Source organism: Actinomadura sp. NPDC048021, assembly GCF_040653135.1.
Classification (GTDB): domain Bacteria; phylum Actinomycetota; class Actinomycetes; order Streptosporangiales; family Streptosporangiaceae; genus Spirillospora; species Spirillospora verrucosospora.
Map to the genome: position 1 here is coordinate 256,278 of NZ_JBEZJQ010000003.1, position 23,496 is coordinate 279,773.

General features: G+C 72.6%; 27 protein-coding genes. 19 read left to right on the forward strand and 8 right to left on the reverse strand.

All coding sequences use genetic code 11. From position 1 onward, the window contains the following. Positions 1–164 precede the first annotated feature (164 nt). The 5 genes from AB0C87_RS07070 to AB0C87_RS07090 all read left to right on the forward strand — a co-directional run bounded on the left by AB0C87_RS07070 (position 165) and on the right by AB0C87_RS07090 (position 4,573). Complete coding sequence (locus AB0C87_RS07070) at positions 165–677, forward strand: ATP-binding protein (RefSeq protein ID WP_360576791.1); 513 nt, start codon at positions 165–167, stop codon at positions 675–677. 425 nt (positions 678–1,102) lie between these two features. Next, positions 1,103–2,440 carry an LCP family protein gene (locus AB0C87_RS07075; RefSeq protein WP_360576792.1) on the forward strand — a complete coding sequence of 446 codons (1,338 nt, stop codon included), beginning with the start codon at positions 1,103–1,105 and terminating at the stop codon, positions 2,438–2,440. 116 nt (positions 2,441–2,556) lie between these two features. Next, positions 2,557–2,787, forward strand: coding sequence for a helix-turn-helix domain-containing protein (locus AB0C87_RS07080; protein WP_353833504.1), 231 nt, complete (start codon positions 2,557–2,559; stop codon positions 2,785–2,787). Then, a complete protein-coding gene (locus AB0C87_RS07085; RefSeq protein WP_360576793.1) occupies positions 2,784–3,380 on the forward strand; it encodes a DJ-1/PfpI family protein in 597 nt (198 codons plus the stop codon). The genes AB0C87_RS07080 and AB0C87_RS07085 overlap by 4 nt, the downstream gene beginning before the upstream one ends. A 77-nt stretch (positions 3,381–3,457) precedes the next feature. Then, a complete protein-coding gene (locus AB0C87_RS07090) occupies positions 3,458–4,573 on the forward strand; it encodes a hypothetical protein (RefSeq protein ID WP_360576794.1) in 1,116 nt (371 codons plus the stop codon). Between the two features lie 18 nt (positions 4,574–4,591). Here the strand turns inward: AB0C87_RS07090 and AB0C87_RS07095 are convergent, their stop codons facing one another. Beyond that, positions 4,592–5,497: an arginase family protein gene (locus AB0C87_RS07095; RefSeq protein ID WP_360357518.1), complete on the reverse strand. Its 906-nt coding sequence runs from the start codon at positions 5,495–5,497 to the stop codon at positions 4,592–4,594. Between the two features lie 106 nt (positions 5,498–5,603). On the opposite strand from AB0C87_RS07095, the gene AB0C87_RS07100 reads away from it, so the two are divergent. The 3 genes from AB0C87_RS07100 (at position 5,604) to AB0C87_RS07110 (ending at position 8,844) form a co-directional block, all read left to right on the forward strand. Beyond that, positions 5,604–7,196 (forward strand): CocE/NonD family hydrolase, encoded by a 1,593-nt coding sequence (locus AB0C87_RS07100; protein ID WP_353833490.1) that lies wholly within the window; start codon positions 5,604–5,606, stop codon positions 7,194–7,196. A 586-nt stretch (positions 7,197–7,782) separates the two neighbouring features. Next, on the forward strand, positions 7,783–8,034 hold the full coding sequence (locus AB0C87_RS07105) for a hypothetical protein (RefSeq protein WP_345185484.1): 252 nt from the start codon (positions 7,783–7,785) through the stop codon (positions 8,032–8,034). Between the two features lie 9 nt (positions 8,035–8,043). Further along, positions 8,044–8,844: a hypothetical protein gene (locus AB0C87_RS07110; RefSeq protein ID WP_345185481.1), complete on the forward strand. Its 801-nt coding sequence runs from the start codon at positions 8,044–8,046 to the stop codon at positions 8,842–8,844. A gap of 62 nt (positions 8,845–8,906) precedes the next feature. On the opposite strand, the gene AB0C87_RS07115 is transcribed toward AB0C87_RS07110, so the two are convergent. Beyond that, entirely contained in the window at positions 8,907–9,098 is a 192-nt protein-coding gene (locus tag AB0C87_RS07115; RefSeq protein WP_345185478.1) for a hypothetical protein, read from the reverse strand. 103 nt (positions 9,099–9,201) lie between these two features. Between AB0C87_RS07115 and AB0C87_RS07120 the strand changes: the two genes are divergently transcribed. Continuing rightward, positions 9,202–9,516, forward strand: a complete 315-nt coding sequence (locus tag AB0C87_RS07120) for a hypothetical protein (RefSeq protein WP_345185473.1) — start codon at positions 9,202–9,204, stop codon at positions 9,514–9,516. Positions 9,517–9,600: 84 nt separating this feature from the next. Continuing rightward, the gene (locus tag AB0C87_RS07125) at positions 9,601–9,957 is read left to right on the forward strand and encodes a DUF488 family protein (RefSeq protein WP_353833491.1); all 357 of its coding nucleotides are present in this window, start codon (positions 9,601–9,603) and stop codon (positions 9,955–9,957) included. A 57-nt stretch (positions 9,958–10,014) separates the two neighbouring features. Here the strand turns inward: AB0C87_RS07125 and AB0C87_RS07130 are convergent, their stop codons facing one another. After that, entirely contained in the window at positions 10,015–10,443 is a 429-nt protein-coding gene (locus tag AB0C87_RS07130; protein WP_360576795.1) for a hypothetical protein, read from the reverse strand. 283 nt (positions 10,444–10,726) lie between these two features. On the opposite strand from AB0C87_RS07130, the gene gdhA reads away from it, so the two are divergent. Beyond that, on the forward strand, positions 10,727–12,064 hold the full coding sequence (gene gdhA, locus AB0C87_RS07135; protein WP_345185531.1) for an NADP-specific glutamate dehydrogenase: 1,338 nt from the start codon (positions 10,727–10,729) through the stop codon (positions 12,062–12,064). 155 nt (positions 12,065–12,219) lie between these two features. After that, the gene (locus AB0C87_RS07140) at positions 12,220–12,711 is read left to right on the forward strand and encodes a potassium channel family protein (protein ID WP_345185466.1); all 492 of its coding nucleotides are present in this window, start codon (positions 12,220–12,222) and stop codon (positions 12,709–12,711) included. A 41-nt stretch (positions 12,712–12,752) separates the two neighbouring features. Here the strand turns inward: AB0C87_RS07140 and AB0C87_RS07145 are convergent, their stop codons facing one another. Continuing rightward, positions 12,753–13,451, reverse strand: coding sequence for a hypothetical protein (locus AB0C87_RS07145; RefSeq protein ID WP_360576796.1), 699 nt, complete (start codon positions 13,449–13,451; stop codon positions 12,753–12,755). Between the two features lie 122 nt (positions 13,452–13,573). Between AB0C87_RS07145 and AB0C87_RS07150 the strand changes: the two genes are divergently transcribed. Then, entirely contained in the window at positions 13,574–13,891 is a 318-nt protein-coding gene (locus tag AB0C87_RS07150; RefSeq protein WP_360576797.1) for a DUF6191 domain-containing protein, read from the forward strand. Between the two features lie 27 nt (positions 13,892–13,918). Here the strand turns inward: AB0C87_RS07150 and AB0C87_RS07155 are convergent, their stop codons facing one another. Continuing rightward, the gene (locus AB0C87_RS07155; RefSeq protein WP_360576798.1) at positions 13,919–14,539 is read right to left on the reverse strand and encodes a TetR/AcrR family transcriptional regulator; all 621 of its coding nucleotides are present in this window, start codon (positions 14,537–14,539) and stop codon (positions 13,919–13,921) included. A gap of 87 nt (positions 14,540–14,626) precedes the next feature. Between AB0C87_RS07155 and AB0C87_RS07160 the strand changes: the two genes are divergently transcribed. Further along, positions 14,627–15,400, forward strand: a complete 774-nt coding sequence (locus tag AB0C87_RS07160) for an SDR family oxidoreductase (protein ID WP_360576799.1) — start codon at positions 14,627–14,629, stop codon at positions 15,398–15,400. Continuing rightward, complete coding sequence (locus AB0C87_RS07165) at positions 15,397–16,386, forward strand: pyridoxal-phosphate dependent enzyme (RefSeq protein ID WP_345185448.1); 990 nt, start codon at positions 15,397–15,399, stop codon at positions 16,384–16,386. Before AB0C87_RS07160 ends, AB0C87_RS07165 begins: the two co-directional genes overlap by 4 nt. A 35-nt stretch (positions 16,387–16,421) precedes the next feature. Here AB0C87_RS07165 and AB0C87_RS07170 read toward each other — a convergent pair whose 3' ends face one another. Beyond that, positions 16,422–16,544 carry a hypothetical protein gene (locus AB0C87_RS07170; RefSeq protein WP_345185442.1) on the reverse strand — a complete coding sequence of 41 codons (123 nt, stop codon included), beginning with the start codon at positions 16,542–16,544 and terminating at the stop codon, positions 16,422–16,424. Between the two features lie 101 nt (positions 16,545–16,645). On the opposite strand from AB0C87_RS07170, the gene AB0C87_RS07175 reads away from it, so the two are divergent. Continuing rightward, a complete protein-coding gene (locus AB0C87_RS07175) occupies positions 16,646–17,068 on the forward strand; it encodes a VOC family protein (RefSeq protein WP_345185528.1) in 423 nt (140 codons plus the stop codon). A 50-nt stretch (positions 17,069–17,118) separates the two neighbouring features. Here the strand turns inward: AB0C87_RS07175 and AB0C87_RS07180 are convergent, their stop codons facing one another. Then, positions 17,119–17,565, reverse strand: a complete 447-nt coding sequence (locus AB0C87_RS07180; protein ID WP_345185440.1) for a nitroreductase family deazaflavin-dependent oxidoreductase — start codon at positions 17,563–17,565, stop codon at positions 17,119–17,121. Between the two features lie 206 nt (positions 17,566–17,771). On the opposite strand from AB0C87_RS07180, the gene AB0C87_RS07185 reads away from it, so the two are divergent. From AB0C87_RS07185 to AB0C87_RS07195, 3 genes are read left to right on the forward strand one after another with little or no spacing between them, the layout of a single operon-like run. After that, positions 17,772–20,267, forward strand: a complete 2,496-nt coding sequence (locus AB0C87_RS07185; RefSeq protein WP_353833498.1) for an AAA family ATPase — start codon at positions 17,772–17,774, stop codon at positions 20,265–20,267. A 49-nt stretch (positions 20,268–20,316) separates the two neighbouring features. Beyond that, positions 20,317–20,916: a CGNR zinc finger domain-containing protein gene (locus AB0C87_RS07190; RefSeq protein ID WP_345185426.1), complete on the forward strand. Its 600-nt coding sequence runs from the start codon at positions 20,317–20,319 to the stop codon at positions 20,914–20,916. Then, positions 20,913–21,344, forward strand: coding sequence for a protein-tyrosine phosphatase family protein (locus AB0C87_RS07195; protein WP_360576800.1), 432 nt, complete (start codon positions 20,913–20,915; stop codon positions 21,342–21,344). The genes AB0C87_RS07190 and AB0C87_RS07195 overlap by 4 nt, the downstream gene beginning before the upstream one ends. Positions 21,345–21,386: 42 nt before the next feature. On the opposite strand, the gene AB0C87_RS07200 is transcribed toward AB0C87_RS07195, so the two are convergent. Beyond that, positions 21,387–22,994, reverse strand: coding sequence for an FAD-dependent oxidoreductase (locus AB0C87_RS07200; protein ID WP_345185421.1), 1,608 nt, complete (start codon positions 22,992–22,994; stop codon positions 21,387–21,389). Positions 22,995–23,496: the final 502 nt, after the last annotated feature.

A 23,496-nucleotide genomic window follows, 5' to 3' on the forward strand; every position in this document is an offset into this window, starting at 1 on the left:
CGGAACCGTCCACACCGTCACTCTAAGTGACGTGACGTGAGATGCTCGCACCGCGTGCGGCGACGGTAGAGGCGCCATGAACAGGACAAGGGCCGCGATCCGTACTTCGAGGGTGACGGGCAGCCTTCCGGACGTGAGGGCGGCCGGGACGGGGAGGCGGTGCTGTGGTCGGGACGCGGGACCGTGTGGTGATCGGCGAGATCACGTTGCCGGGCGTGCGGCGGTCGGTCGGGTGCGCGCGGGGCTTCGTCCGGAACGCGGCGGCCGGTCATCCCGCCCTGGACGACATGGTGCTGGTGGTGAGCGAGACGGTCGCGAACGCGATCGCGCACACGGCGTCCGGGCTGGAGGGCGGGCTGGTGAGGGTCGCCGTCCTGGCCGGGCACGGCGCGTACAGGCTTGAGGTCGCCGACCAGGGCGCGGCCGGCGGGCGCCCCCGTGTGAAAGGCGGGGACGCCGACGAGCAGGCGGGGGAGGGCGCCGAGTCGGGACGCGGGATGCGGATCGTCGAGGCGCTCGCGTCGCGGTGGGGATTCCGCGCGGACGGCGTCCGGATGGTGGTGTGGGCGGAGTTCCCGGCCGGGGAGGCCCTGCCCGCCCCGGCGGCGCCGCAGGCCCCGGCCGCCGCGGTGCAGCGGGGCCGGGGCCGGGGGACGCCGGTCAGCGGCCCCGGTTGAGCTGCCGGGTCGGCATCTGCCGGGCGTTGCGGCGGTTGTTCGCGAAATTCGCCGACCTGAAGTCGGAGTTCTTCCGCCTGCCCTTCTTCCGGGATCTGGCGAAGGGGTCGCTGTTCATTTCCTGATTCATGGCACGCATGAAGGAATCACCTCCGGGCACGTCTGAATTCGGCCGTGAAAGGCCGCGAGAAGGTGTGGCAGGGCGCGCCGCGTCGCCGCAGGACACATGCGTGCCATGCGGAAGAGGGGCGCGATGGAGAGAGACGGGAGCGGGCCCGCGGCAACGCCGGGGGCGGCTCAACCGGAGAAGTATCAAAGCTTCATGCGGAACATTCAGCCATAACCCCGAGCGGTGTGTCAACCATTAATTCCCGCGGGCGTGAACTCGAAGGCGGGGGAGCGGCGATACATGGCGGGAGGGCTTCATGAAGCTGCTTGCTTGGATCGCCGTCGCTGCGGCCGCGGTGATGGTGACGGGCGGCCTGTCCGCGTACGGGTACTACTGGCGGCTGCAGAACGCCGTCCGGCATGAGGACGCGGACCGGTTGATCGGGGGAGACCGGCCCAGGAAGCTCAACGGCGCGATCAACATCTTCGTGCTGGGGTCGGACACGCGCGAGGGCGCCAACGCCCAGTACGGGCGGGGCCTGCGGGGCAAGCCGCCCGCGTCCGACACGATGGTGCTGCTGCACCTGTCGCCGGGCGGCGGCCAGGCGATCGCCGTCAGTTTCCCCCGCGACCTGATGGTGTCCATCCCGGCGTGCACCCGCCGGGACGGGACGAAGGCGCCGGGCAGCGCGGTCGCCCTGCTGAACGAGGCGATCGGCCGCGCGGGCCCCACGTGCACGGTCCACACCGTCGAGCGGCTCACGAAAATCCGCATCGACCATTTCGTCCAGGTGGACTTCACGGGCTTCAAGCGGATCGCGACGGCGGTCGGCGGGGTGCCCGTGTGCGTGACGGCCGACGTCCACGACAAGGACTCCGGGCTCACCCTCGCCAAGGGCAGTCACCGGTTGAAGGGCGAGGACGCCCTGGCCTACGTCCGCAGCCGCAAGGGCTTCGGAGACGGCAGCGACACCGAGCGCATCCGGCGGCAGCAGCACTTCTTCGGCGCGCTCGCCAAGGAGGCGATGAGCGCGGGCGTCCTCACCGATCCGGGCCGCCTGAACGCGCTGCTCAGGTCGACGGCCGAGTCGCTGACGACCGACAGGGGGCTGTCCGTCGCGGAGATGCTGAAGATCGCCCAGGGCATGCGCGACCTCGACGCGGGGAAGCTGCGCTTCGTCACCGTGCCGTCCGCGCCGTACCCGCTGGATCGCAACCGCGTGGCGCTCACCCGGCCCGCCGCGGACGAGTTCTTCGACGCGCTCCGCAAGGACGTGGTGGCGCCGGCTCCGGCGAAGGCCCCGGCCGTCCGGCCCGGGAAGGTGCGGGTGTTCAACGCGTCCGGGGTCGAGGGCCGCGCCGCGCAGGTGGCGGCGCAGCTCGGGGACGCCGGCTGGCAGGTCGCCGGGGTCGGCGACCTCCCTTCCCGTCCGCGGGCCACCGGCGTCCGCTACGGGACGGGCGCGGAGGCGCAGGCGAGGGCGCTCGCGGCCCTCCTGCCCGGCGCCCGGGTCGCGCCGCGCGCCGGGACGGCCCCCGGCGTCGTCGACCTCGTCATCGGGACGGGGTTCACCCGCGTCCGGACTTCCGGCGGCGTCCCGGTCCAGCGCGGCGAGAGCCGGGCGAGCGACGAAGGGTGCGAGCGGGTGGCGTGATGTGTGGGGTGCCCGTCGTGGACGCCATGGGGACCCCGGTGCCAGCCTGGAGCCATGCGCGTCGCCTTCGTGATCTATGACGGCTTCCAGATCCTGGACCTGACACCATCGCCGGCCTGGCCGAACGTTCCGGTCTCAGCACGCGGCACCTGCAACGCCGGTTCACCGCCGAGCTGGGCGTCCCGCCCGCCGCGTATGTGGAGCGCGTGCGGATCGAGGCGGCCCGGCGGGCGCTGGCGGAGGGGGACGAGCCGGTCGAGACGCTGCGCCGGGCGTTCCACCGGCATGTCGGCGTCGCGCCGTCGGACTACCGGGTTCGGTTCAGAGGAACGAGGGAGTACGCATGACCACGTATGGGCTGCTGGTGTTCGAGGACGCCGAGGAACTGGACTTCGTGGGCCCGTGGGAGGTGTTCACGGCATCGGCCATGGTGCGCGACCAGGGTGACAAAGCGGTGCTGGTCGCCGAACGGACGGAGCCCGTCCGCTGCAACAAGGGCATGAGGGTCGTGCCAGACCACACCTTGGACGACCACCCCGCGCTGGACGTCCTCCTGGTTCCCGGCGGGCGCGGCGCCAGGGAGACGCAGGTGAACAACCCGTCCGTCACCGGCTGGATAGCGAAGGTCGCCGAACAGGCCGATTGGGTGACGAGCGTATGCACCGGGTCTTTCCTGCTGCACGCCGCAGGTCCGGCCAAGGGACGCAGGGTCGCGACCCACTGGGCTTCCGAGGACGCTCTGGAGGCCCGCGGGAACGTGACCGTCGTCCGGGACGCGCGCTACGTCGTCGACGGCGACCTCGTCACGAGCCAAGGCGTGTCGGCCGGGATCGACATGGCCCTCTGGCTGGTCGGACGCATCCACGGCCGGGACCACGCGCGCGAGGTTCGCCGCTACATCCAGTACGAGCCCGCGCCCCCGTACCTGGCGGACGAGTAGAGGGCCGGGACGACCCGATCGGAACGAACATTCAGCCATACCGGTGATGATCTTCGCTTATCGGCATAATCACCCGAATGGCGATGTCGCTTCCGGTGCGGTTCCGCAGCGATGGGGTGCGGGTGGCGGTAGAAACCGACCCCCTGCACGCCCCGCTGCGCGACTTTCTCATCAACGACCTGGGCGAGGACGTCTCCGCGATAGCGCGCGCCCAGGGACGGCTGAGCGACGGCGCGGTCCGTCCCTGGCAGGAGCAGTACCGCTACCACCGCCTCGACTTCGACGGCACGACCGTGCACGTGCGCGACGTCGCCGGATGGGCGTCCTGCGACCTCGACCCGGCCGTCCTGCGACGGTGCCTGGACGAGTACCTCCACCAGGTCGGCGCCCTCAAGAGCCGCCGCAGCCTGGAGCGCGAACTCGGCGGGCAGGGCAACGGCGAGCCGATGGCGGCGTCCCTCGCCCTCGGGTCGGTGTCCCGGCGGACGCAGGGATGGGGCCTCGTCCAGACCCCGCGCGCCGTGCTGGAGGATCTGGCCGGGCTGACCCCGCACCCCGACGCCTGCCTCCCGCACGGCGTCATGGAGACCGGCTCCGGCGCCTGCTGGGCCGACCTCGCCGTCCTGGACGAGGCGGGCAAGCGCCTCCGCGGCGGCACCAAGACCTTCATGCCGAAGGGCGTCGAGGTGGAACGCGTCATGGGCGAACTGGGAAACGCCCTGACCCGGGCCCGCTTCCTCGACGGGATCCCCGGGGCGTGGGCGGGCACGGTGGCGGGGGTGCCGGTGCACGGCTATGTCGATCCGGATGCCGTCCTGCGGCTGCCCTGCCGGCCCATCGAGATCGGCGGCGTCGTCCGGCGCGTCCGGGTGTTCTTCCCCGAACTCGCCGATTCCGGTGTCGACCTGGCGGCCGCCGCGTCCAGTGCGAGCGCGTTCACGCCCTCGGTGCACGGACCACGGCACGTCCTCACGGCGTTCCTGCTCCACGACGTGCAGAGCCACCGCCACCATCTGGAGGTCGTCCGCGCGGCACGTCCCGGCTGGGAGCACACGGGGAACGCCTGCCACATCCGCATGGACGTCCAGACCGTCCGCCTGGAGCATCTCTGGCTGCCAGGACACACCTGCGAGCTGCCGACAGGCGAGTTCGCGAGCGTCCTCTACGAATACGAACGCCTGACGGCCCCTTGAGCCCGGCGGCGACCCGGCCTAGGAGAGCGCGGCGACGAGCGTGTCGGTGAGGGCCGCGCCGGCCATGCCGTCCGGGTCCCGTTCCGGGTCGTAGATGGCCACGTGCAGGCCGACCGCGCGCGGGCTCGCCGCCAGCGTCCGCAGGACGGAGGTCAGCTCCTCGAACGACAGGCCGTCCGGGTTGGGGGAGTCGACGGCCGGCATGACGCTCTTGTCGAGGATGTCGGCGTCCAGGTGGATCCAGTACCCCTCGATCGGGGCGGCCTCCAGATGCGCCCGGGCCCCCTCGGCGGCCGCGTCCGCGCCGTGCTCGCGGATGTACTCGATCGGGAAGCGCCGCACGCGCGAGGCCTCGAAGGCGTCCAGGTCGAACAGCTCGAAGTCCTCCGGTTCCCGCTGGACGCCGATGTGCGCGACGTGCTCCTCCTCCACGTAGGGGCGCAGCCCCCCGGCGTCGGTGAGGGCGGCGGGGCCGTGCCCGGTGACGAGGCCGAGCGCCGTCCCGCCGGCGACCAGCCGGCCCGCGGCGGCCGCGGGGTCGCGCCGCGGCGAGTAGTCGTCGTGCCCGTCCAGGTGCGCCAGCCCGTACACGCCGCGGCGGCGCAGCGCGAGCATCGGGCCGAGCAGGATGCCGCAGTCGCCGCCGAGCACGACCGGGAAGTCGCCGCGGTCCAGCACCTCGCCGACGCAGGCCGCGAGCCGCTCGGTGTAGTCGACGAGGCCGGGGCCGTTCAGGTAGCCGGTCTCGTGGTCCGGGCCGAACACGTAGGGCGGCGGGTCCACCCGGCCCGCGTCCTCGGCCCGCAGGCGGCCGACGACGCCGTGGCCGCGCAGCGCGCGGGCCAGCCGCCGCACGCCGGGCTCGTGCCCCTCGCGCGGCGGACGGAGCCCCAGGTTGGACGGTGCGTCGAGCACTGCGATCATTCTTGCAATCTAGAACACCGGAACACCCCGGCACATCGCCGGGCAGCCGGAACATCGGGAAAAGCCGGAACATCGGTGAACGGCCGGAACAACGGGAAGGTGTTCGATGACCGCATCGGGACGACTCGTCGACCGCCTCCTCGGTCTCCCGGAGTCGCCGTCCCCCCGCGTCGAGTCGGCGCGGAACCTGCGGGTGCCCATGCCGGACGGCGTCGTGCTCGTCGCCGACCTGCACCGGCCGCGCGGCGCGGGACCGCTGCCCGTCGTGCTGATGCGCACCCCGTACGGCAAGCGGCAGGCCGTGGTACGGCTGTTCACCGGGGTCCTGGTCCGGCGCGGGTTCCAGGTCGTCGTGCAGGACGTGCGCGGCGTCTTCGGCTCCGGCGGCGAGTTCCAAGCCTTCCACAACGAGAGGGACGACGGCCTGGCGACGCTCACGTGGCTCCGCGCGCAGCCCTGGTGCGACGGCAGGGTGGCGATGGTCGGCGCCAGCTACCTCGGGTTCACCGAGTGGGCCGTCGCGCCCTACGCGGACCCGCCGCTCACCGCGATGGGGGCGGGCATCACCGCGTCCGAGTTCGCCAGTTCGTTCTACCCCGGTGGTGCGCTCGCCCTGCACAACACGCTCGTCTGGTCATCGTTGATGGGGACGCAGGAGGAGAGAAGGCGGCCCTTCCACAACAGGCGCGTGAAGCACGCGATGCGGCACCTGCCGGTAGGGGAGGCCGACCTGGCGGCCATCGGCCGTCCCGAATCGTTCCTGCGCGAGGTCGCGGCCCATGCCGAGGCGGGCGACGACTTCTGGAAGGCCACCGACCACAGCGCCGCCGTTCCCGCGACCACCACGCCCACCACGATGGTCACGGGCTGGTGGGACCTCTTCCTGCGCGGCCAGCTCAGGGACTTCGCCGCCCTGCACGCGAAGGGACGGCAGGTCCGCATCACCATCGGGCCCTGGGGGCACGATGCCAAAGCCCTTCGCGCGACGCTCCACGACCAGGTCTCCTGGCTGAACGCCCACCTGAACGGTGACAAGGCCCAACTCCGCAGGGCGCCGGTAAGGCTGCACCTGCAACAGGCCAACACCTGGCTGGACTTCGACCAATGGCCCCCGCCCGAAACCAAGCCCACGCCGCTCTACCTCTCCCACGGCCTCGTTTGGGACGAGCCTGACGCGGCCCCTGCCACGTTCACCTACGACCCCTTCGACCCGACCCCGAACGTCGGCGGCCCGCTCCTGTCACCGGGCAAGGGACGGCAGCGCGACAACGCCCCACTCGAACGCCGCGACGACACGGTCGTCCTCACCGGCGCGCCGCTGCCGGAGGACCTCGACGTGATCGGACCCGTCTCGGCGACGATCCACGTGCGCACCAGCACCGGGCGAGGCGACCTGTTCGTCCGGCTCTGCGACGTCGACCGGAGCGGCGTCTCCCGCAACGTCACCGACGGCATCCTGCGCATCACGTCCACCGGGACCGTGCGCGCCGAGATCGAGATGCATCCGACCGCGTACCGCTTCCGGCGCGGCCACCGCCTGCGCGTCATGCTCGCGGGCGGCGCGTTCCCCCGATTCGCCCGCAACCACGGGACTCGGGAGCCCGCCGGGCAGGCCGTCGCGTCCCGCCGCACCCGCTTCGAGATCCTCCGCGACGCCGCCCACCCCTCCGCCGTCCACCTCCCTCTCTGGAGACCCTGAGCCGGGCGAGGGGCCGGGACCGCCTGACCGCCGCCCAGCGCGCCGAACGCTCAGCGTGTTCCGCTCATCGCACACGGTGGCCCACTCGTCGACAAGGCCGGGCAAAGCCCCGATGTGCCGACGACCCTCTCGCTACGTTCTTCACATCCGCCGAACGGCCGGCGCGAGCCGCTTCGGGGGGGAGCGGCCGGTTCTGCGTCCGTGCCGGGACCGCGACGGCGGAACGGGGGGAGAGGGGTCACTCGGGGGGAGTGGCCCCTCCGTCCGTTTTCAGGCTCTGAACCGGCAGCAGGCGGGCGCACCCCCCGGCGTGTCGGGAGCCGCGAGGTCCGGCGGCGCGGGGCGGGCGGCCGCCGAATAAATGGGGATCTCCCCTCGCGGGTCTCGCAGCGTCTTGTCGCCAATTCAGGTAAAGGAATCTTCACTTCCGTCCCAGCCATCCCGCTCAACGCTTCAAGGGAACTTAGATCGTTGGGTCCGGCGGACGTTTCCGATTTGACGGAGAACGGTGGCTCTGAGGGCTCGGACGGAAAAATTGACTCCCAGGGGTTCGACTTCCGGGCACGGCTGCGGAATGGTCTCCCGCATGGATTCAAGAATTCGAGCCGCCGGCAGGGCGTCGGGCCCCGTCAAGTGGCTGCTGGCCTTTCTCGGCGCCCGCGAGAAGGCCCTGCGCACGCACTCCGGGAACGCCTCCGGCCCGGCCGAGTGGCTGCTGGTCTTCCTGGAGGTCGAACGCGCCGGGCTCGCGGCCCGGCGGCGCCCCGCCGCCCTGCCGTCCCGGCGCGGCAGGACCGAGGAGCCACCGTTCGGCCGGCTGTCCGCCCGCAGCGCGTAAAGGAAGATCATGACCATCGAGATGCTCCTCGCCGCCCTCATCGGCGGCGCGATCGGCTTCGCCGAGCTCGTCGCGCGCTACCGCGACCGGCCCGCCGCGGCCCTGCTCTCCCCGGGCGGGCTGCTGTTCGTCTTCGTCAACGCCAGCGCGTCGACCGTCGCGCTGATCGCGGTTACCGCCTCCGGCTGGACGTTCGGGCTGCCTCCCACCACGCCCCCGGCGAGCCTCGTGGTCGTCCGGGTCATCGCCGCCGGACTCGGCTCCGCGGCGGTGCTGCGCATGTCGTTCGCCCCCGCGCAGGGCCGCGGCGCCGGCACCGGCCCCGTCGCCCTCCTCAACGGCATCCTGCGGATCGCCGACAGCGAGCTCGAACGCAAACGCGCGCTCAGCCGGCTGTCGCACGACGACCTGGCGGGGCTGTCGTTCGAACGCGACCACGCGGCCCTCGCGGAGCTGTGCTGCCACCTCATGCGGGAGTTCGACCTCGCCGAGGCGCAACGGCTCGGCGGCCTGGCGGCCGAGCTGAGCGGCCGCGAGGACCTCACCGACGCCGACAAGCTCGACTGCTGGGGGCTGGAGCTGGCGCGGCTCGTCGGCGAGCGCGCCCTCCGGCAGGCGGCCCGGCGGCTGCGGGACCGGCCCCGCGCAGAGGCCCGCCCGGCGGCCGAACCCGACCAGCGCCCCGCCGCCCCGGCGCCCGAGCACGACTACCTGGCCGAGACCGCGCCGCGACCCTCGGTCGCCAAGACCTCCCGCCTCGCGCCGAGCGCGAACGGCAGGACGGAACGCAAATCCTTCAGCGACGCCTGACGCCCCGTGAGGTACCGGTGCGCCCCCTGGCCGGGCGCACCGGTATTTTCTCCGGCGCGCCGCTATCTCGGCCGGACGGAAAGGGCCGCCTCGGAATCGTCGCGCGCCTCCAGCGCCGCCGCGATGCGGTGCAGCGCCTCCGCCACGGAGACGAGCGCCTGCACCTGCGCGGCGGCCATGAGATTCCCCGGCGAGGGATCGGCGGCCTGGGCCTCCGCGGCCGCCTCGCAGGCCTGCTGGTTCCACCAATGCACGTGCCGATTCTATTCGGTGCACGAATGCGGCCCATTGCGCCGCGCCGCCCCGCCGCCGGCACGGAAAAGGCTTTGCCGGCACCGGAATTGAAAGGACCCCGCCGTGACCACCGAACCCCGCGCCGCCCCGTCCGCCGGCCCTCCGCGCTGGACCGGGAAGCCGGTGCGGGGACTGACCGCCGCGGAACTCGCCGAGGCCCTCGAATACCTGGAAAGGCACCGCCCCGACGACGACGTCCTCGGCCGGGCCCTCGCCGGCGAGTTCGCCAGCCGGACGGCCGCCGCCGAGTTCGCCCGCCGCGCCGCCGCCGGCCGCGGACCGGCCGCCGGAGGGCCCCGGCCCGCCTCGCCGGATCTCGACGGGCCGCGCCGCCCGCCCCTGACGTCGCCGCCGGGACGCCCGCGAACCTCGCAGTGAGCCGGAACGCCCGGAAGGGGGCCCGCGCACGCACGGGGCCGTGGGGCCGAGCGTCACTTCCGTGACTCCGGGTATGGAAGCGCCATGGACGTACGGCTGCGCAGGGTCTACGAGGAGCCGTCGGCCGACGACGGCGCGCGGATCCTGGTCGACAGGGTGTGGCCCCGGGGCCTGTCGAAGGACAAGGCCCGCCTGGACGAGTGGGAGAAGGACGTCGCCCCCTCCACCGAACTCCGCAAGTGGTACGGCCACGACGCCGCCAGGTTCGAGGAGTTCACCCGCCGCTACGACGCCGAACTGGCCGAGCCGGAACGCGCCGCGGCCCTCGACCACCTGCGGGAACTCGCCCGGAAGGGCACGGTCACCCTGCTCACGGCGACCAAGGAGATCGACCGCAGCCAGGCGGCCGTCATCGCCGCCCGCCTCCGCGACTCCTCCTGACCGGCCCTCTTTCACGAAGCAGGGACCCGGCGGCGACGCCGGGCCCCTGCGACTGCCTCAGCCGCCGTCGAAGACGCGGACGTAGCGGCCCTCGACGATGCGGTTGTAGATGGCGGGACCTGTGAGGTAGCCGACGAGGCCGGCGGCCGCGGTGGCCCCGTCGATGACACCGGTGTCGATGGCGACAGCACCGATGATGCCGCTGCCGACGATGAACAGCGTGCTGATGGCATGGGCTCGGCGGACGGCCCGGTAGATCGCCTCCCTGGTCCGGGCGCTGATCCTGCGCTGGAACCAGAGGAGCTGCAAGGCCCCGATATGGCCGAGAGCGGCGCTGACGGCGAAGGCGAGGGTGCCGTCGATGCCGCGGCCGGCCCCGGTGAGGGCCTCGACGAGGACGCTGACGAGGATGCCGGCGGTGGTGCCGGCGACGCCTCCGGCGAGGCAAGCGGCGCCGAGGGCCGGTAAGGACACGCGTCTGCGCATGGCTGTCTTCTCCTTTTGGTTTGTGGTGGCGCCCTTGCCGGCGCGCCGTTACGGGCTTCGTGTCAGACCGTGTCGAGTCCGGGCGGTGAGGCATGCACCGCCAGAGCGGCGGCCGGAAGAGGCCCGCGTTCCCGCCATGAGGACGCGGCCCCGGCGCCGGCGGCGAGGGGTGCTGCGGCGGGGCGTCCTGGTGGAGTCCGGGACGGGTTCTAGAGTGAGGGGGTCTCAAGGAAGGATCCTCACCATGCCCCTCGCCTCACGCCTGCCGGCCCCGCCCGAGACCATGGCGGTCCTGGAGGAGACCTACGCGGGGGTGCTGCGCCGCGATCCCGGCGAGGCCGAGTTCCACCAGGCCGTGCACGAGGTGCTGGAGTCGCTCGGCCCGGTGCTGGCCGCCCGGCCGGGCCTCGCCACCGCCAAGCTGGTCGAGCGGGTGATCGAGCCGGAGCGCCAGATCATGTTCCGCGTCCCGTGGCAGGACGACAACGGCGAGATCCACGTCAACCGCGGCTTCCGCGTCGAGTACAACGGCGCGCTCGGGCCGTACAAGGGCGGGCTCCGCTTCCACCCCACGGTGAACCTCGGCATCGTCAAGTTCCTCGGCTTCGAGCAGATCTTCAAGAACGCGCTCACCGGGCTCGGTATCGGCGGCGGCAAGGGCGGCAGCGACTTCGACCCGCACGGACGCTCCGACGCGGAGGTCATGCGCTTCTGCCAGTCGTTCATGACCGAGCTGCACCGCCACGTCGGCGAGCACACCGACGTCCCGGCCGGTGACATCGGCGTCGGCGCCCGCGAGATCGGCTACCTGTTCGGCCAGTACCGCCGCGTCACGAACCGGTGGGAGGCCGGGATGCTGACCGGCAAGGGCATGCTGTGGGGCGGCTCCGCGGTCCGGACCGAGGCGACCGGCTACGGCAACGTGATGTTCACGGCCGAGATGCTGCGCCGCCGCGGCGAGGACCTGGACGGCCAGCAGATCGTCGTCTCCGGCTCCGGAAACGTCGCGATCTACACGATCGAGAAGGCGCAGCAGCTCGGCGCCAACGTCATCACCGTCTCCGACTCCGGCGGCTACGTCGTGGACGAGAAGGGCATCGACCTCGACCTGATCAAGCAGGTGAAGGAGGTCGACCGGGGCCGCGTCTCCGACTACGCCGACCTGCGCGGCTCCTCCGCCCGGTTCGTCCCGGGCGGCCGGGTGTGGGACGTCCCCGCCGACATCGCGCTGCCGTCGGCGACGCAGAACGAGCTCGACGCCGACGCCGCCGCGATCCTCGTCCGCAACGGCGTGAAGGCCGTGTCGGAGGGCGCCAACATGCCGACCACCCCCGACGCCGTGCGCGTCCTCCAGGAGGCGGGCGTCGCCTTCGGTCCCGGCAAGGCCGCCAACGCGGGCGGCGTCGCGGTGAGCGCACTGGAGATGCGGCAGAACGCGAGCCGCTCCTCCTGGCGCTTCTCCCAGGTGGAGGAGGAGCTGCTGGCCATCATGACGAGCATCCACGACACCTGCTACGAGACCGCCGACCGGTACGGCGCCCCCGGCGACTACGTGGTCGGCGCCAACATCGCCGGCTTCGAGCGCGTGGCCGACGCGATGCTCGCCCAGGGCCTCATCTAGGGAGCCACGGCCGCCCGGAGGCGCCCGCCGCCTCCGGGGCGGTCGTCTCCCGGCCCGCCGGAGGGCTCAGGGGCGCCGGTCCTGGGCATGGACGGAGAGTGACCGCGCGATCGCGAAGAGCCCGCTTCCGGCCCCTGGCCCGGGTGGCGGTGCGCATGACGCTGATCACGGTGGCTCTGATCGCCGTCTACTTCACGGCCCCGTTGAACAGGTCGTTCACGGTGGTGACGGGCGTGGTGCTGACCACGGCGCTGCTCTCCCTGGGAGTGCTCGTCGCGTGGCAGGCGAGGTCGATCGCGCGCTCGCGCTCCCCGAGGCTCCGCGCCGTCGAGGCCCTCGGGACGACCGTCGCGCTGTTCCTTCTGGTGTTCGCCTCCAGCTACCGCCTGATGAGCCACGACACGCCGCCCGGATTCTCCGAGCCCCTGACGCACATCGACGCCCTGTTCTTCACCATCACGATCTTCACTTCGGTCGGTTTCAGCGACATCGTCCCCGTCTCGCAGACGGCCCGCGCCCTGACGGCCGTCCAGATGCTCGGCGACCTGGCCTTCCTGGGCATCGTCGCCAAGGTCTTCCTTGAGGCGATGCAACGAGGCGTCGAACGCAAGACGGACGAATCCCCCGAGGGCGGCGAAGACCTCTGAGAGCCGCGGCGAAGGCTCCGTGAGCCCGCCGCCGGACGCCTTCACTGGCTCGGGGCCAGCCACGTGAGCCGGAGCTCGCGGGCCGTCCGCGCTGCCAGCTCGTTCAGCTGGTCGGCCTCGGCGCCCGGGGGAAGCTCGGAGGCGTACGCGGCCGCCGCTGCCGCGGTCTGGGGACGTGCGCCGAGCGCGGCGCGCAGGTGGTACGACCTGCGCAGCTGGTCGAGCCCGGTGCCGTCGCCCTCCTCCAGCGCCAGGGCCCCCAGGTGCCGGATCGCGTAGGACTCCAGCAGGAGGTCCGCGTCCTTCAGCGCGGAATCGAGGGCCTCGGTGTAGCGCGCCTTCGCCCGTTCCGAGTCGTCGTCGAACTTCTCGATGACGATGCCCGTCCAGAACGTCGCCCAGCTCGTGACGCGTTCGTCCTCCAGCGAGGCGGAGAACCCGGCACGCGCCCGCGCCTCGTCGTCGGGGCGGGGGTCGAGCTCGAAGAGCAGGCGGGTGTAGGCGAGCTGCGCGTCGTAGAAACCCCCGAGCGCAGGATCGTCCTGGGACAGCGCGGCGACGGCGTCCTCGGCCTCGGCCGCCTTGTCGAGCCGCCAGAAGAACCTGTCCGTCAGAACCTCCGCCCGGAGCGCCACCGTCTCGGCCGCCGGTGATTCCAGCGCCAGATCCCAGAGCCCGGCACGCGTCAACGACCGCGCGGCGCTCGCGGCGCCGTCAATGTAGGTGGTGTTCAGGTTCATGCCGCCTACTATGGGGATCGGCAAGGTAGGTAGTCAAGGTCCGTATGTCACCTACATCACCGCACCGCCATCGCGGGGGCCGGAGATCGCAACCGCCGTGGAGGCGGGATCGTTGGAGGAACGTGGCACTCATCGGCTTCATGACGATCCCCGGACTCGTTCTCGGACTGGTCGCCTTCGCCGCCCTCGATCGCGCGGGCCTGTGGGCGAACCGCAGGTTCCGCCTGCCCTGGAGAAGGGACGAGGTGGGGCGGCCGATCTCGGCGATCGCCGTCGGGGAACTCGACGCCTTCTTCCACGGCACGCACCGCCACCAGCAGGAGCAGCGCCGTTCCTCCCTGATGCTGCGGGACGAGGAGAACGACGGCGCGCCCCCGCGAAGCCGCGTCGATCTCGACGCCGGAACCGCCGTCGTGCGGCGTCCGCTCGACTCCGCCTGAGCGACCGCCGCTTCGGCCGGGCGGGGGTCAGCGGCCCTGTGGCGCGGGCCAGGCGGCGAGGGCCAGTTCGGCGATCTCGGTCAGCTCGGCCGCTGAGGCTCCGTCGCAGGCGCGCTGCGACATGCCCTGGATGACGGCGGCGAAGTACGAGGCCAGGGCGCCGGGATCCGTCGCGGCGGGCAGCTCGCCGGCCTGCCGGGCCGCCTGGAGGCGGGACCGGAAGACCTCCAGGTTCCTGTTCCGCAGATCGCGCAGGAAGGCCGCCACCTCGGCGTCCTGCGGGGTGACGTTGGTGGCCGCGCTGATCGTCAGGCAGCCGGCCGGGTGGGACGGGTCGGCGTAGTTGGCGGCCGCCTCGCGCAGGATCCGGGCGAAGGCGCCGTAGGCGGTGGGCTCCTCGTCGAGGGCCACGCCCATGAAGGCGCCCGCGGGGGATCGCCCGTAGCTGTGCACCACCTCCTCGAACAGCGACTTCTTGTCGCCGAAGGCCGCGTAGAGGCTGCCGGGCCTGATGCCCATCGCCTCGGTCAGCTCGCCGACGGAGGTGGCCTCGTAGCCGCGCTCCCAGAACAGCCGTGTGGCCGCGGTCAGCGCCGCGTCGCGGTCGAACGCCCTCGGCCGCCCTCGCTTCACCCGTGTGTCGCTCACCCCCACATTCTAGAGCGAACGCTCAAGAAGTCGTGCTACCTTCTTTTTTGAGTCATCGCTCAAGAATGTGGAGAGGGGTTCGCGACCATGGACGCACGCGCTCTTGAGGGCAAGGTCGCGCTGGTCACCGGTGGGAGCCGCGGCATCGGACGGGCCATCGCGCAACGCCTCGGCCGGGACGGAGCGGCCGTCGCCGTCGCCTATGCCCGCGACGAGGCGGCCGCGAACGAGGTGGTCGAGCGCATCCGCAAGGACGGCGGCCGAGCCTTCGCCCTGCGGGAGGAACTGGGGCGCCACGGCGACGCGGCCCGGCTGTGGGAGGCCTTCGACGCCCAGGCGGCCGAGCACGCGCCGGGCGGGGGCGTCGACATCATCGTCAACAACGCCGGCATCGGCCGCAGCTCCGACCTGGCCTCGCTGACCGAGCGCGAGTTCGACGAGGTCTTCGCCGTGAACGTCCGCGCACCGTTCTTCATCGTCCAGCAGGGGCTGCCGCGGCTGCGCGACGGGGGCCGGATCATCAACATCTCCAGCGGCGTGTCCCGCATCGCCATGCCGGAGATCATGGCTTACGGCGCCACCAAGGGCGCGCTCGACAACTTCACGCTCAACCTCGCCAAGGAACTGGGCCCCCGGGGCATCACGGCGAACTCGGTCGCGCCCGGCATCATCGACACCGACGTCAACGCGGGCTGGCTGCGCGGCGATCCGCAGGCCGAGGCCCGCGCGGCGTCGCTGGCCGCGCTCGGCCGGGTCGGACGGCCCGAGGACGTGGCCGACGTCGTGGCCTTCCTCGCCTCCGACGACGCGCGCTGGGTGACCGGACGGGTGATCGACGCGACGGGCGGGTCCTGCCTGTGAGCCCTCCGCCGGAGACGCGGCTCGACACCGCCCGGATCCGGGCGGCCCGCCGGGTGATCGACCCGGTCTTCCTCGACAGCCCCCAGTACCGCTGCGAGGCGCTGGAGCCCGACCTCGGGTGCGCGGTGACCGTCAAGCTGGAGACGGCGAACCCGGTCCGCAGCTTCAAGGGCCGCGGCACCGAGCTCGTCGCCGCCCTGCTCGACGAGAACGGTCCGCGCGCGGCGGTGTGCGCCAGCGCGGGCAACCTCGGCCAGGCCCTCGCCTGGTCCGGGCGCGCCCGGGGCCTCGACGTCACCGTCGTGGCCTCCCGCTTCGCGCCCGCGGCCAAGCTCGACCGCATCCGCGCGCTGGACGCGCGGCTGGAGCTGGTGGACGGCGACTTCGACACGGCGCGCGAGCGGGCGGCGGCCATCGCGCGGCACGACGGCGTCCGGCTGGTCGAGGACAGCCTGGACATCGAGACCTGCGAGGGCGCGGCGACCATCGGCCTGGAACTGGTGGAGGCCGCGCCGCCGTTCGACGCCGTTCTGATCGCTCTCGGCGGCGGGGCGATGGCCACCGGCGTCGGACACGTGCTCAGGACGCTCGCGCCCGGGGTCGAGGTGATCTGCGTCCAGCCGGCGGGCGCGCCGGCGATGACGCGTTCCTGGCACCGGCGGCGCGTCGTCACGACCGAGTCGACCGACACCATCGCCGACGGCGTCGCCGGACGGCGTCCCATCCCGGACGTCCTGGACGACCTCCTCCTGGTCGCCGACGACGCCGTCCTGGTCGAGGAGGCGTCGATCGTCGCCGGAATGCGGGGGCTCTTCGAGCATGCCGGTCTCGTGGTCGAGCCGTCGGCCGCGCTCGGCGTCGCGGCGATCCTCGAAGACCGCGACCGCTTCGCCGGCCGGCACGTCGTCACCATCGTGTGCGGCGGCAACGTCGACCCGGACGCCCATCGCCGCTGGGTCGGCGCGACCCCCGGCCCCGGGCCGTGACGTCCGCGGCCGGGGCCGCCGGGCCGGCGCGGCGGTCAGTCCCTCCGCAGCCAGGCGAGCATGATCTCCACCTCGCTGAACCGCCAGCCCTCCGGCGTGCGCGCGACGTCGTCGGTGAAGACGGTGGCCGCGTCCTCGTGCCGCGCCTTATACGGCATCTCGTTGGCGATGCCAACGAAACAGTGCCGGGGAAACCCGGAACGGCCGGAGCCGCCGGCCGCGAACCCTTCGAGGAGAACGGCGCATGACGCTTCAACGGATGGACCACATCGGCATCGTCGTCGACGACCTCGACGCCGCCGTCGCGTTCTTCACCGAACTCGGCATGGAGGCGGGAGGAAGAATGCCGGTCCAGGGGCAGTGGGTGGACCACGTCGTCGGGCTCGACGGCGTCGAGGTCGAGATCGTGATGATGCGGACCCCGGACGGCCACGGCGCCGTCGAGCTGACGAAGTTCCACGCGCCGGAGCCGATCGGACGGGAGGAGGAGGCGCCCCCGAACACGCTCGGCCTGCGCCGCGTCATGTTCGCCGTGGACGACATCAGGGACACCGTCGACCGCCTGCGCGCCCACGGCGGCGAACTCATCGGCGAGATCGACCGGTTCGAGGACCTCTTCCTGCTCTGCTATCTCCGCGGCCCGGCGGGCATCATCGTCGCCCTGGCCGAACAACTGAGGTGACGCCCGCCGAAGGCCGGTGGCCGGGCCGCTGACCCGCCCCGCCCGGCGGGTCAGCGGCGGGTGAGGCGGACGATGGGGTACTGGCGGTCCGACTTGCTCTGGTACTTCGCGTAGCGGGGCTGGGCGGCGGTGATGCGCTCCCACGCCTCGTCGCGGTCGGCGCCGTCGAGGCGGTGCGGCGTCACCGGCACCGCGCCGCCGCCGGCGGGCTCGATCGTCGCCCGCTCGGGATGCGCCATGAGGTTGGCGTACCAGTCCGGGTCCTGGCCGCCGCCGCCGGACGCGACGACCAGCCAGGCGTCGTCGCCGTCGGGGAACCACGACACGGGCGTCTCGCGCGCCCGCCCGCTCCGGCGGCCCACCGTGTTCAGGACCAGGACGTCCATGCCCATGAACGTCCCGCGGCCGCGCCGGATCTTGCGCGTGATGCGGGCGTTCATCGTCTGCTGCAACCACCGTGACACGGCCCCGGGCTTCCCGCTCCTGCGGGCTTTCACCTGCTGATTCTGTGCCATCGCCTGCCTCCGGTCGGCGGTGCTGGTATCCGTTGACTTCACGCTAGGCGCGGCCCGGTCAAGGGCGCTTCTCGATTCCTGACCGCTTGCCGCGGGACGGTTGGCGTGAGGGTTTCCTGGGGCATGCCATGGGCAGGGGGATGTCCGTTGTTATGACGTGTCCTTCGACTACCGGGGGGTTTTCGGAGATGACCGCGGGATGGTACGGGCCGGGGGGATCGGATCCGTTCGAGGAGATGCTCGCCCGCTTCTTCGGGTCGCGCGCGCAACGGCGGCCCATGGAGCGGATCAGCATCGCGCGGCTGATGAGCGAGCCCGCGCGGGAACTCGTGCGGGACGCGGCCGCGCAGGCGGCGCAGTGGGGCAGCGACGATCTGGACACCGATCACCTGCTGTGGGCGGCGACGCGCCAGCAGGGGACCCGGCAGTGGATGGTGCGGGCCGGTGCCGACCCGGACAAGATCCGGGACGAGATCGAGGACCACGCGCGGCGCGGAGAGCCCCGGGAGGTCCCGCCCGAGCTGACCCCGTCCGCCAAGCGGGCGCTGCTCGACTCGCACCAGGTGTCGCGGGCGCTCGGATCGTCCTACATCGGGCCCGAGCACCTGCTGTTCGCGCTGGCGCTGGACCGCGGGTCGAGCGCGGGACGGATCCTCGACCACGAGCACGTCACGCCCGACTCGCTGCAGCAGGCGGCGTCCGGCGGAGGCTCCGGGCAGCCGCCGGCCGGCGGCGGGCAGCCGAGCGGGACGCCCACGCTGGACGAGTTCGGACGCGACCTCACCGCCCTCGCCCGCGAGGGGCGCATCGACCCGGTGATCGGACGCGAGGACCAGATCGAGGAGACGGTCGAGGTCCTCTCGCGGCGCACCAAGAACAACCCGGTGCTGATCGGAGACCCGGGGGTCGGCAAGACCGCGATCGCCGAGGGGCTGGCCCAGCGGATCGTGGACGACGAGGTCCCCGAGACGCTGCGCGGCAAGCGCATCGTCCAGATCGACCTGGGCGGCGTCGTCGCGGGCACCCGCTACCGGGGCGACTTCGAGGAGCGGCTGAAGAAGCTCGTGGACGAGATCCGCGAGCACGCCGAGGGCCTGGTCGTGTTCATCGACGAGATCCACACGATCGTGGGCGCGGGCAGCGCGGAGGGCGCGATGTCGGCGGGGAACATGCTGAAGCCCCCGCTCGCCCGCGGCGAGCTGCACGTGGTCGGCGCGACGACGATCGACGAGTACCGCCGCAACATCGAGAAGGACGCGGCGCTGGAGCGGCGCTTCCAGCCGATCCTCGTGCCGGAGCCGAGCGCGGACGACAGCATCGAGATCCTGCGGGGCCTCCGCGACCGGTACGAGGCGCACCACCAGGTGCGCTTCACCGACGAGGCGCTCGTCGCGGCCGTCGACCTGTCCAGCCGCTACCTGACCGACCGGTTCCTTCCGGACAAGGCGATCGACCTCATCGACCAGGCGGGCGCCCGCGTCCGCCTGCGCAGCACGCGCAACGGCGGGCGCCGCGAGCTGGAGCAGCGCCTCGACCAGCGGCGCCGGGAGAAGGACCAGGCCGTCGCCGACGAGGACTACGAGCGCGCCTGCGAGCTGCGCGACGAGGTCTCCCGGCTGGAGAAGGACCTCACCGAGACGCGCGGGAACGGCGCGCCGGCCACGGTCCCGGAGGTGACCACGGAGGACATCGCCGAGGTGGTCTCCCGGATCTCCGGCGTCCCCGTCACCCAGCTCACCCAGGCCGAGCGGGAGCGCCTGGCGGACCTGGAGGGCCACCTGCACCAGCGCGTGGTCGGGCAGGAGGAGGCGGTCGCGGCGGTGGCGCGGGCCGTGCGGCGGTCCCGCGCCGGGATGGGCGATCCGAACCGGCCGATCGGCGGGTTCCTGTTCCTCGGCCCGACCGGCGTCGGCAAGACCGAACTGGCGAAGGCGCTGGCGGAGGCCCTGTTCGGCAGCCAGGACCGGATGATCCGGTTCGACATGAGCGAGTTCCAGGAGCGGCACACCGTCAGCCGCCTGATGGGCGCTCCGCCCGGATACGTCGGCTACGAGGAGGCGGGGCAGCTCACCGACGCCGTCCGCCGCCAGCCGTACTCGGTGATCCTGCTGGACGAGATCGAGAAGGCGCACCAGGACGTGTTCAACGTCCTGCTCCAGCTCCTCGACGACGGCCGCCTCACCGACGCGCAGGGCCGCACGGTCGACTTCCGCAACACCGTCGTGATCATGACGAGCAACCTTGGCTCGGAACTGATCACCGGCACGACCGAGATCGGCTTCGGCGCGTCCGGCGACGGCGGCGGCGCGCTGCGCGACCGGATCATGCGGCGGCTGCGCGAGTCGTTCCGGCCCGAGTTCCTCAACCGGATCGACGAGATCATCGTCTTCCGGCGGCTGGAGCAGGGCCAGCTCCGCCAGATCACCGACCTGCTGCTGGACGAGACGCGCCGCCGCCTGCGCGCCCAGGACGTCTCCGTCTCCTTCAGCACCGAGGCCGTGGACTGGCTCGCCGAGCGCGGCTACCAGCCCGAGTTCGGCGCCCGTCCGCTGCGCCGCACGATCCAGCGGGAGGTGGACGACCGGCTCTCCGACCTGCTCCTGTCCGGCGACCTGGGCCCCGGCGGACACGTCGACGTGTCCGTGGTGAACGGCGGCCTCCAGTTCGACGTCGCGACTCGGTAAGGTCTACAGTCCTCCTATAACCCTTACTGACGCGGGTGCGGGAGGACGTGTGCTCATTCCGATGGCCGACTACGCGGCGGGCGTCGAGGTCGCGAACGACCTCGTCGCCACGTCGCCGGACGTGCGGGGGGCCGAGGCGCTCTCCGGACCCGGCGACCTGGCCGCGCTGCTCTCCGGATACGACTTCGCCGCCTATGACGTGGTGCCCCTTGAGCCCGCCGCCGGCGGGGCCGGGGCGCCGAGCGCGGAGGACGTGGAGAAGGTCCGCTTCCTGCGCCGCGAGGTGCGGGCCGTGCTGGAGTCCGGGACGGAGGACGAGGCGGTGGAGCGCGCGGCGATGCTGGCCGGGCACGTCGGGCTCGCGCCGGTGCTGCGCCGCGACCCCTCCGGCCGGTGGCAGTGGCACGTCCCGACGGCGCGGGACGCGTCCCTCGTCGCCGAACTGGCCGCCGTCGTCGGCGTCTCGCTGCTCGGCCTCGTCAGGGCGCTCGGCCACGGCCGTTTCCGCGCGTGCGCCGCCCCCGGCTGCGGCGGAGTGTTCGCCGACGCCAGCCGCGCCGGGCGCCGCCGCTACTGCATGCCCGAGGTGTGCGGGAACAGGGTCAACGTCGCCAACCACCGCGCGCGCCGCCGGGCGGTGACCCGATGACGCTCGACGGTGCGATCCCGCTTCCCGACGGGACCCTGATCCGCGGGCGCGGCCTGCGGCGACCGCTCCCCGACGGGCCCATGCCCGACTTCGGGCTCTACCTGGGCTCCGGCCGCCTCCGCCGCAGGCACGCGCCGGAGCTGGACTGGCCGTCCGCATGGATCGACTGGCCGGACTTCCTGCTGCCCCGTGACCGGGACGAGGCCGTGCGGCAGATCCGCGCCCTGCACGAACGGGCCCGCTCCGGCGCCGCCGTCGAGGTCGCCTGCGGAGGCGGCGTCGGCCGCACCGGAACGGTCATCGCGTGCCTGGCCGTCCTGTCCGGGACGGCCCCGTCCGAGGCCGTCGCCTGGACGCGTCAGCACCATCATCCCCGCGCCGTCGAAACCCCCTGGCAGCGCCGCTGGGTCATGGCCTTCCCGTCCTGAACCGCCGGTCCAGGACGGGAACGCCTCCGGCTCGCCGGGGGGTCAGCCCGCGTCGAGGATCAGCTTCGCGGCGTGCTCGCCGATCATCATGCTGGGGGCGTTGGTGTTGCCGCCGATGATGCTCGGCATGATCGACGCGTCCGCCACGCGGAGGCCCTCGACGCCCCGCACGCGCAGCCTGGGGTCGACGACGGCCCGCTCGTCGGCGCCCATCCGGCACGACCCCACCGGGTGGTAGACGGTCGTGGCGCGGTTCGGCAGCTCCCTGGCCAGCGCCTTCCGGTCGGCGTACCGCGGCCCGGGGGAGAGCTCCTCCTTGACGTCCCCGGCGATGGCCTGGTTCGCCATGACCTCGCGGACGAGCTCCATGCCGTCCAGCAGCAGCCGGGCGTCGTCGGGCTCGGTGAGGTATCCGGGGTCGATGACCGGCGCGGCGGACGGGTCCGCCGAGCCCAGCCGGAGCGTGCCGCGGCTCTTCGGGTAGATCAGCGTCGGCATGATCGTGAGCGCGGAGCGCTTGTCGACGGCGTGCCGCACCGGCGCGTCCTGGTTCGGGAACGGGTACGACCACGGCAACGCGTGCAACTGGATGTCGGGGATGGCGCCCGCCTGCCCGCTGCGGACGAAGCCGACCGCCTCGAACACGCTGCGGGCCACCCACGTCCCGCCCCGCGTCCACTCCTTGGCGACGCCCCTGGCGAAGTAGGGCGCGGTGCCCTTGTGGCGGGCCGTGTCCATGACGAACGTCATCGGCACGAACATGTGGTCGTGCAGGTTGTCGCCCACGGGAAGGTCGGCGCGCACCTCGATGCCGTGGTCCTTCAGGTGGGCGGCCGGGCCGACGCCGGACAGCATCAGCAGGTGCGGGGAGCCGAACGCCCCCGCCGAGAGGACGACCTCCCGGGACGCCCGGATCGTCGCGGTGCCCTTCTTGCCGGCGACCTCGACGCCCGTGGCCCGCCCCTTCTCGATCACGACCCGCCGCACGGTCACGTTCGTCAGGACCGTCAGGTTCGCCAGGCCGTGGTCGTCCAGGTAGCCGACGGACGAGCTGTAGCGCAGGCCGTCCGCGACGCTCTGCTGGAAGACCCCCACGCCCTCCTGCTCGGCGCCGTTGTAGTCGTCGTTGCGCTTGACGCCCGCCGTCTGGACGACCGCCTCGATGAACGCTTCGGAGGCGGGAGTGAGGTCACGCTGCCGTGTCACCTGGATGGGGCCACCTGAACCACGCAGGTCGGAAGCCCCGTCCTCCCAGTTCTCCAACCGCCGGTAGCTGTCGAGGACGTCGTCGAAGCCCCACCCGGTGCAGCCCTCGGCGGCCCAGTCGTCGTAGTTCCTGCGGTGGCCGCGCACGAACAGCATGCCGTTGATCGACCCCGAACCCCCGAGGACGCGCCCCCTGACCTGCGGGATCTTCCGGTCGAGCGCGTTCTTCTGCGGGGCGCTGTAGAAGCCCCAGTCCAGCCGCTTCTTCAGCTGCGGGACGTTGTGGAAGACGGCGATCAGCCCCGGCTTGCGGACCAGCGGCGTGCGGTCCGGACCGCCCGCCTCCACCAGGACGACGCTCGCCCCGGACTCGGCCAGCCGCTTGGCCAGCACGCAGCCGGCGCTGCCGGCCCCCACCACGACGTAATCAGCGCTCCGGTCCATGTGTTCCTCTCAGCGGACGCCGTGCAGCGAGGCGACCGCTAACGAGGGCCCGCGCCTGGCCCTTGTCGGCGCCGCCGTCCCGGCCGGACGCGGGAGTTCCCGCCGGTCGGGCGACAGAAATGGGTGGCCCGATCGTAGAAGGGCGGGGACGGGCCTCCAAGTGGTGTCCCGGTGACCGGAACCTCACCGTCGCCGACGCCCTTTCCCGGGCCTCCGGCGGTCCGTTGGCAGAAGTCGCCGACCCCAGGCGTCCGGTTGCGGGGAATGGTGCCGAATCTCCCGACCGGAATCGGGTGGTTCGCTTCCCTGCCTGCACTGGTCCGGCCGGGCCGCCGCGGCGCCGTTCCGGCTGTTTCCGGCGGGCTCTTGCCCGCGATCGGGCACGGGGTTAGCGTTCGCTCAATCCGATAGGAAAGTTTCCTATCCGATGGAGTGTTCATGCCCCGCCCCCGCGCCCCGCCACCGCGTTCGTCGACTGCTCCCCCCGCGGCAGGCCCTGCCG

Excerpts from the sequence above, each read along its gene's own strand:
- AB0C87_RS07200 (WP_345185421.1), bottom strand. The coding sequence starts at position 22,994 with ATGGACCGGAGCGCTGATTACGTCGTGGTGGGGGCCGGCAGCGCCGGC.
- AB0C87_RS07090 (WP_360576794.1), top strand. The coding sequence starts at position 3,458 with ATGGCGATGTCGCTTCCGGTGCGGTTCCGCAGCGATGGGGTGCGGGTG.
- AB0C87_RS07140 (WP_345185466.1), top strand. The coding sequence starts at position 12,220 with ATGACGCTGATCACGGTGGCTCTGATCGCCGTCTACTTCACGGCCCCG.
- AB0C87_RS07175 (WP_345185528.1), top strand. The coding sequence starts at position 16,646 with ATGGACCACATCGGCATCGTCGTCGACGACCTCGACGCCGCCGTCGCG.
- AB0C87_RS07100 (WP_353833490.1), top strand. The coding sequence starts at position 5,604 with ATGACCGCATCGGGACGACTCGTCGACCGCCTCCTCGGTCTCCCGGAG.
- AB0C87_RS07130 (WP_360576795.1), bottom strand. The coding sequence starts at position 10,443 with ATGCGCAGACGCGTGTCCTTACCGGCCCTCGGCGCCGCTTGCCTCGCC.
- AB0C87_RS07160 (WP_360576799.1), top strand. The coding sequence starts at position 14,627 with ATGGACGCACGCGCTCTTGAGGGCAAGGTCGCGCTGGTCACCGGTGGG.
- AB0C87_RS07095 (WP_360357518.1), bottom strand. The coding sequence starts at position 5,497 with ATGATCGCAGTGCTCGACGCACCGTCCAACCTGGGGCTCCGTCCGCCG.
- AB0C87_RS07105 (WP_345185484.1), top strand. The coding sequence starts at position 7,783 with ATGGATTCAAGAATTCGAGCCGCCGGCAGGGCGTCGGGCCCCGTCAAG.
- AB0C87_RS07085 (WP_360576793.1), top strand. The coding sequence starts at position 2,784 with ATGACCACGTATGGGCTGCTGGTGTTCGAGGACGCCGAGGAACTGGAC.
- AB0C87_RS07185 (WP_353833498.1), top strand. The coding sequence starts at position 17,772 with ATGACCGCGGGATGGTACGGGCCGGGGGGATCGGATCCGTTCGAGGAG.
- AB0C87_RS07125 (WP_353833491.1), top strand. The coding sequence starts at position 9,601 with ATGGACGTACGGCTGCGCAGGGTCTACGAGGAGCCGTCGGCCGACGAC.
- AB0C87_RS07195 (WP_360576800.1), top strand. The coding sequence starts at position 20,913 with ATGACGCTCGACGGTGCGATCCCGCTTCCCGACGGGACCCTGATCCGC.
- AB0C87_RS07075 (WP_360576792.1), top strand. The coding sequence starts at position 1,103 with ATGAAGCTGCTTGCTTGGATCGCCGTCGCTGCGGCCGCGGTGATGGTG.
- AB0C87_RS07170 (WP_345185442.1), bottom strand. The coding sequence starts at position 16,544 with ATGCCGTATAAGGCGCGGCACGAGGACGCGGCCACCGTCTTCACCGAC.
- AB0C87_RS07145 (WP_360576796.1), bottom strand. The coding sequence starts at position 13,451 with ATGAACCTGAACACCACCTACATTGACGGCGCCGCGAGCGCCGCGCGG.
- AB0C87_RS07110 (WP_345185481.1), top strand. The coding sequence starts at position 8,044 with ATGACCATCGAGATGCTCCTCGCCGCCCTCATCGGCGGCGCGATCGGC.
- gdhA (WP_345185531.1), top strand. The coding sequence starts at position 10,727 with ATGGCGGTCCTGGAGGAGACCTACGCGGGGGTGCTGCGCCGCGATCCC.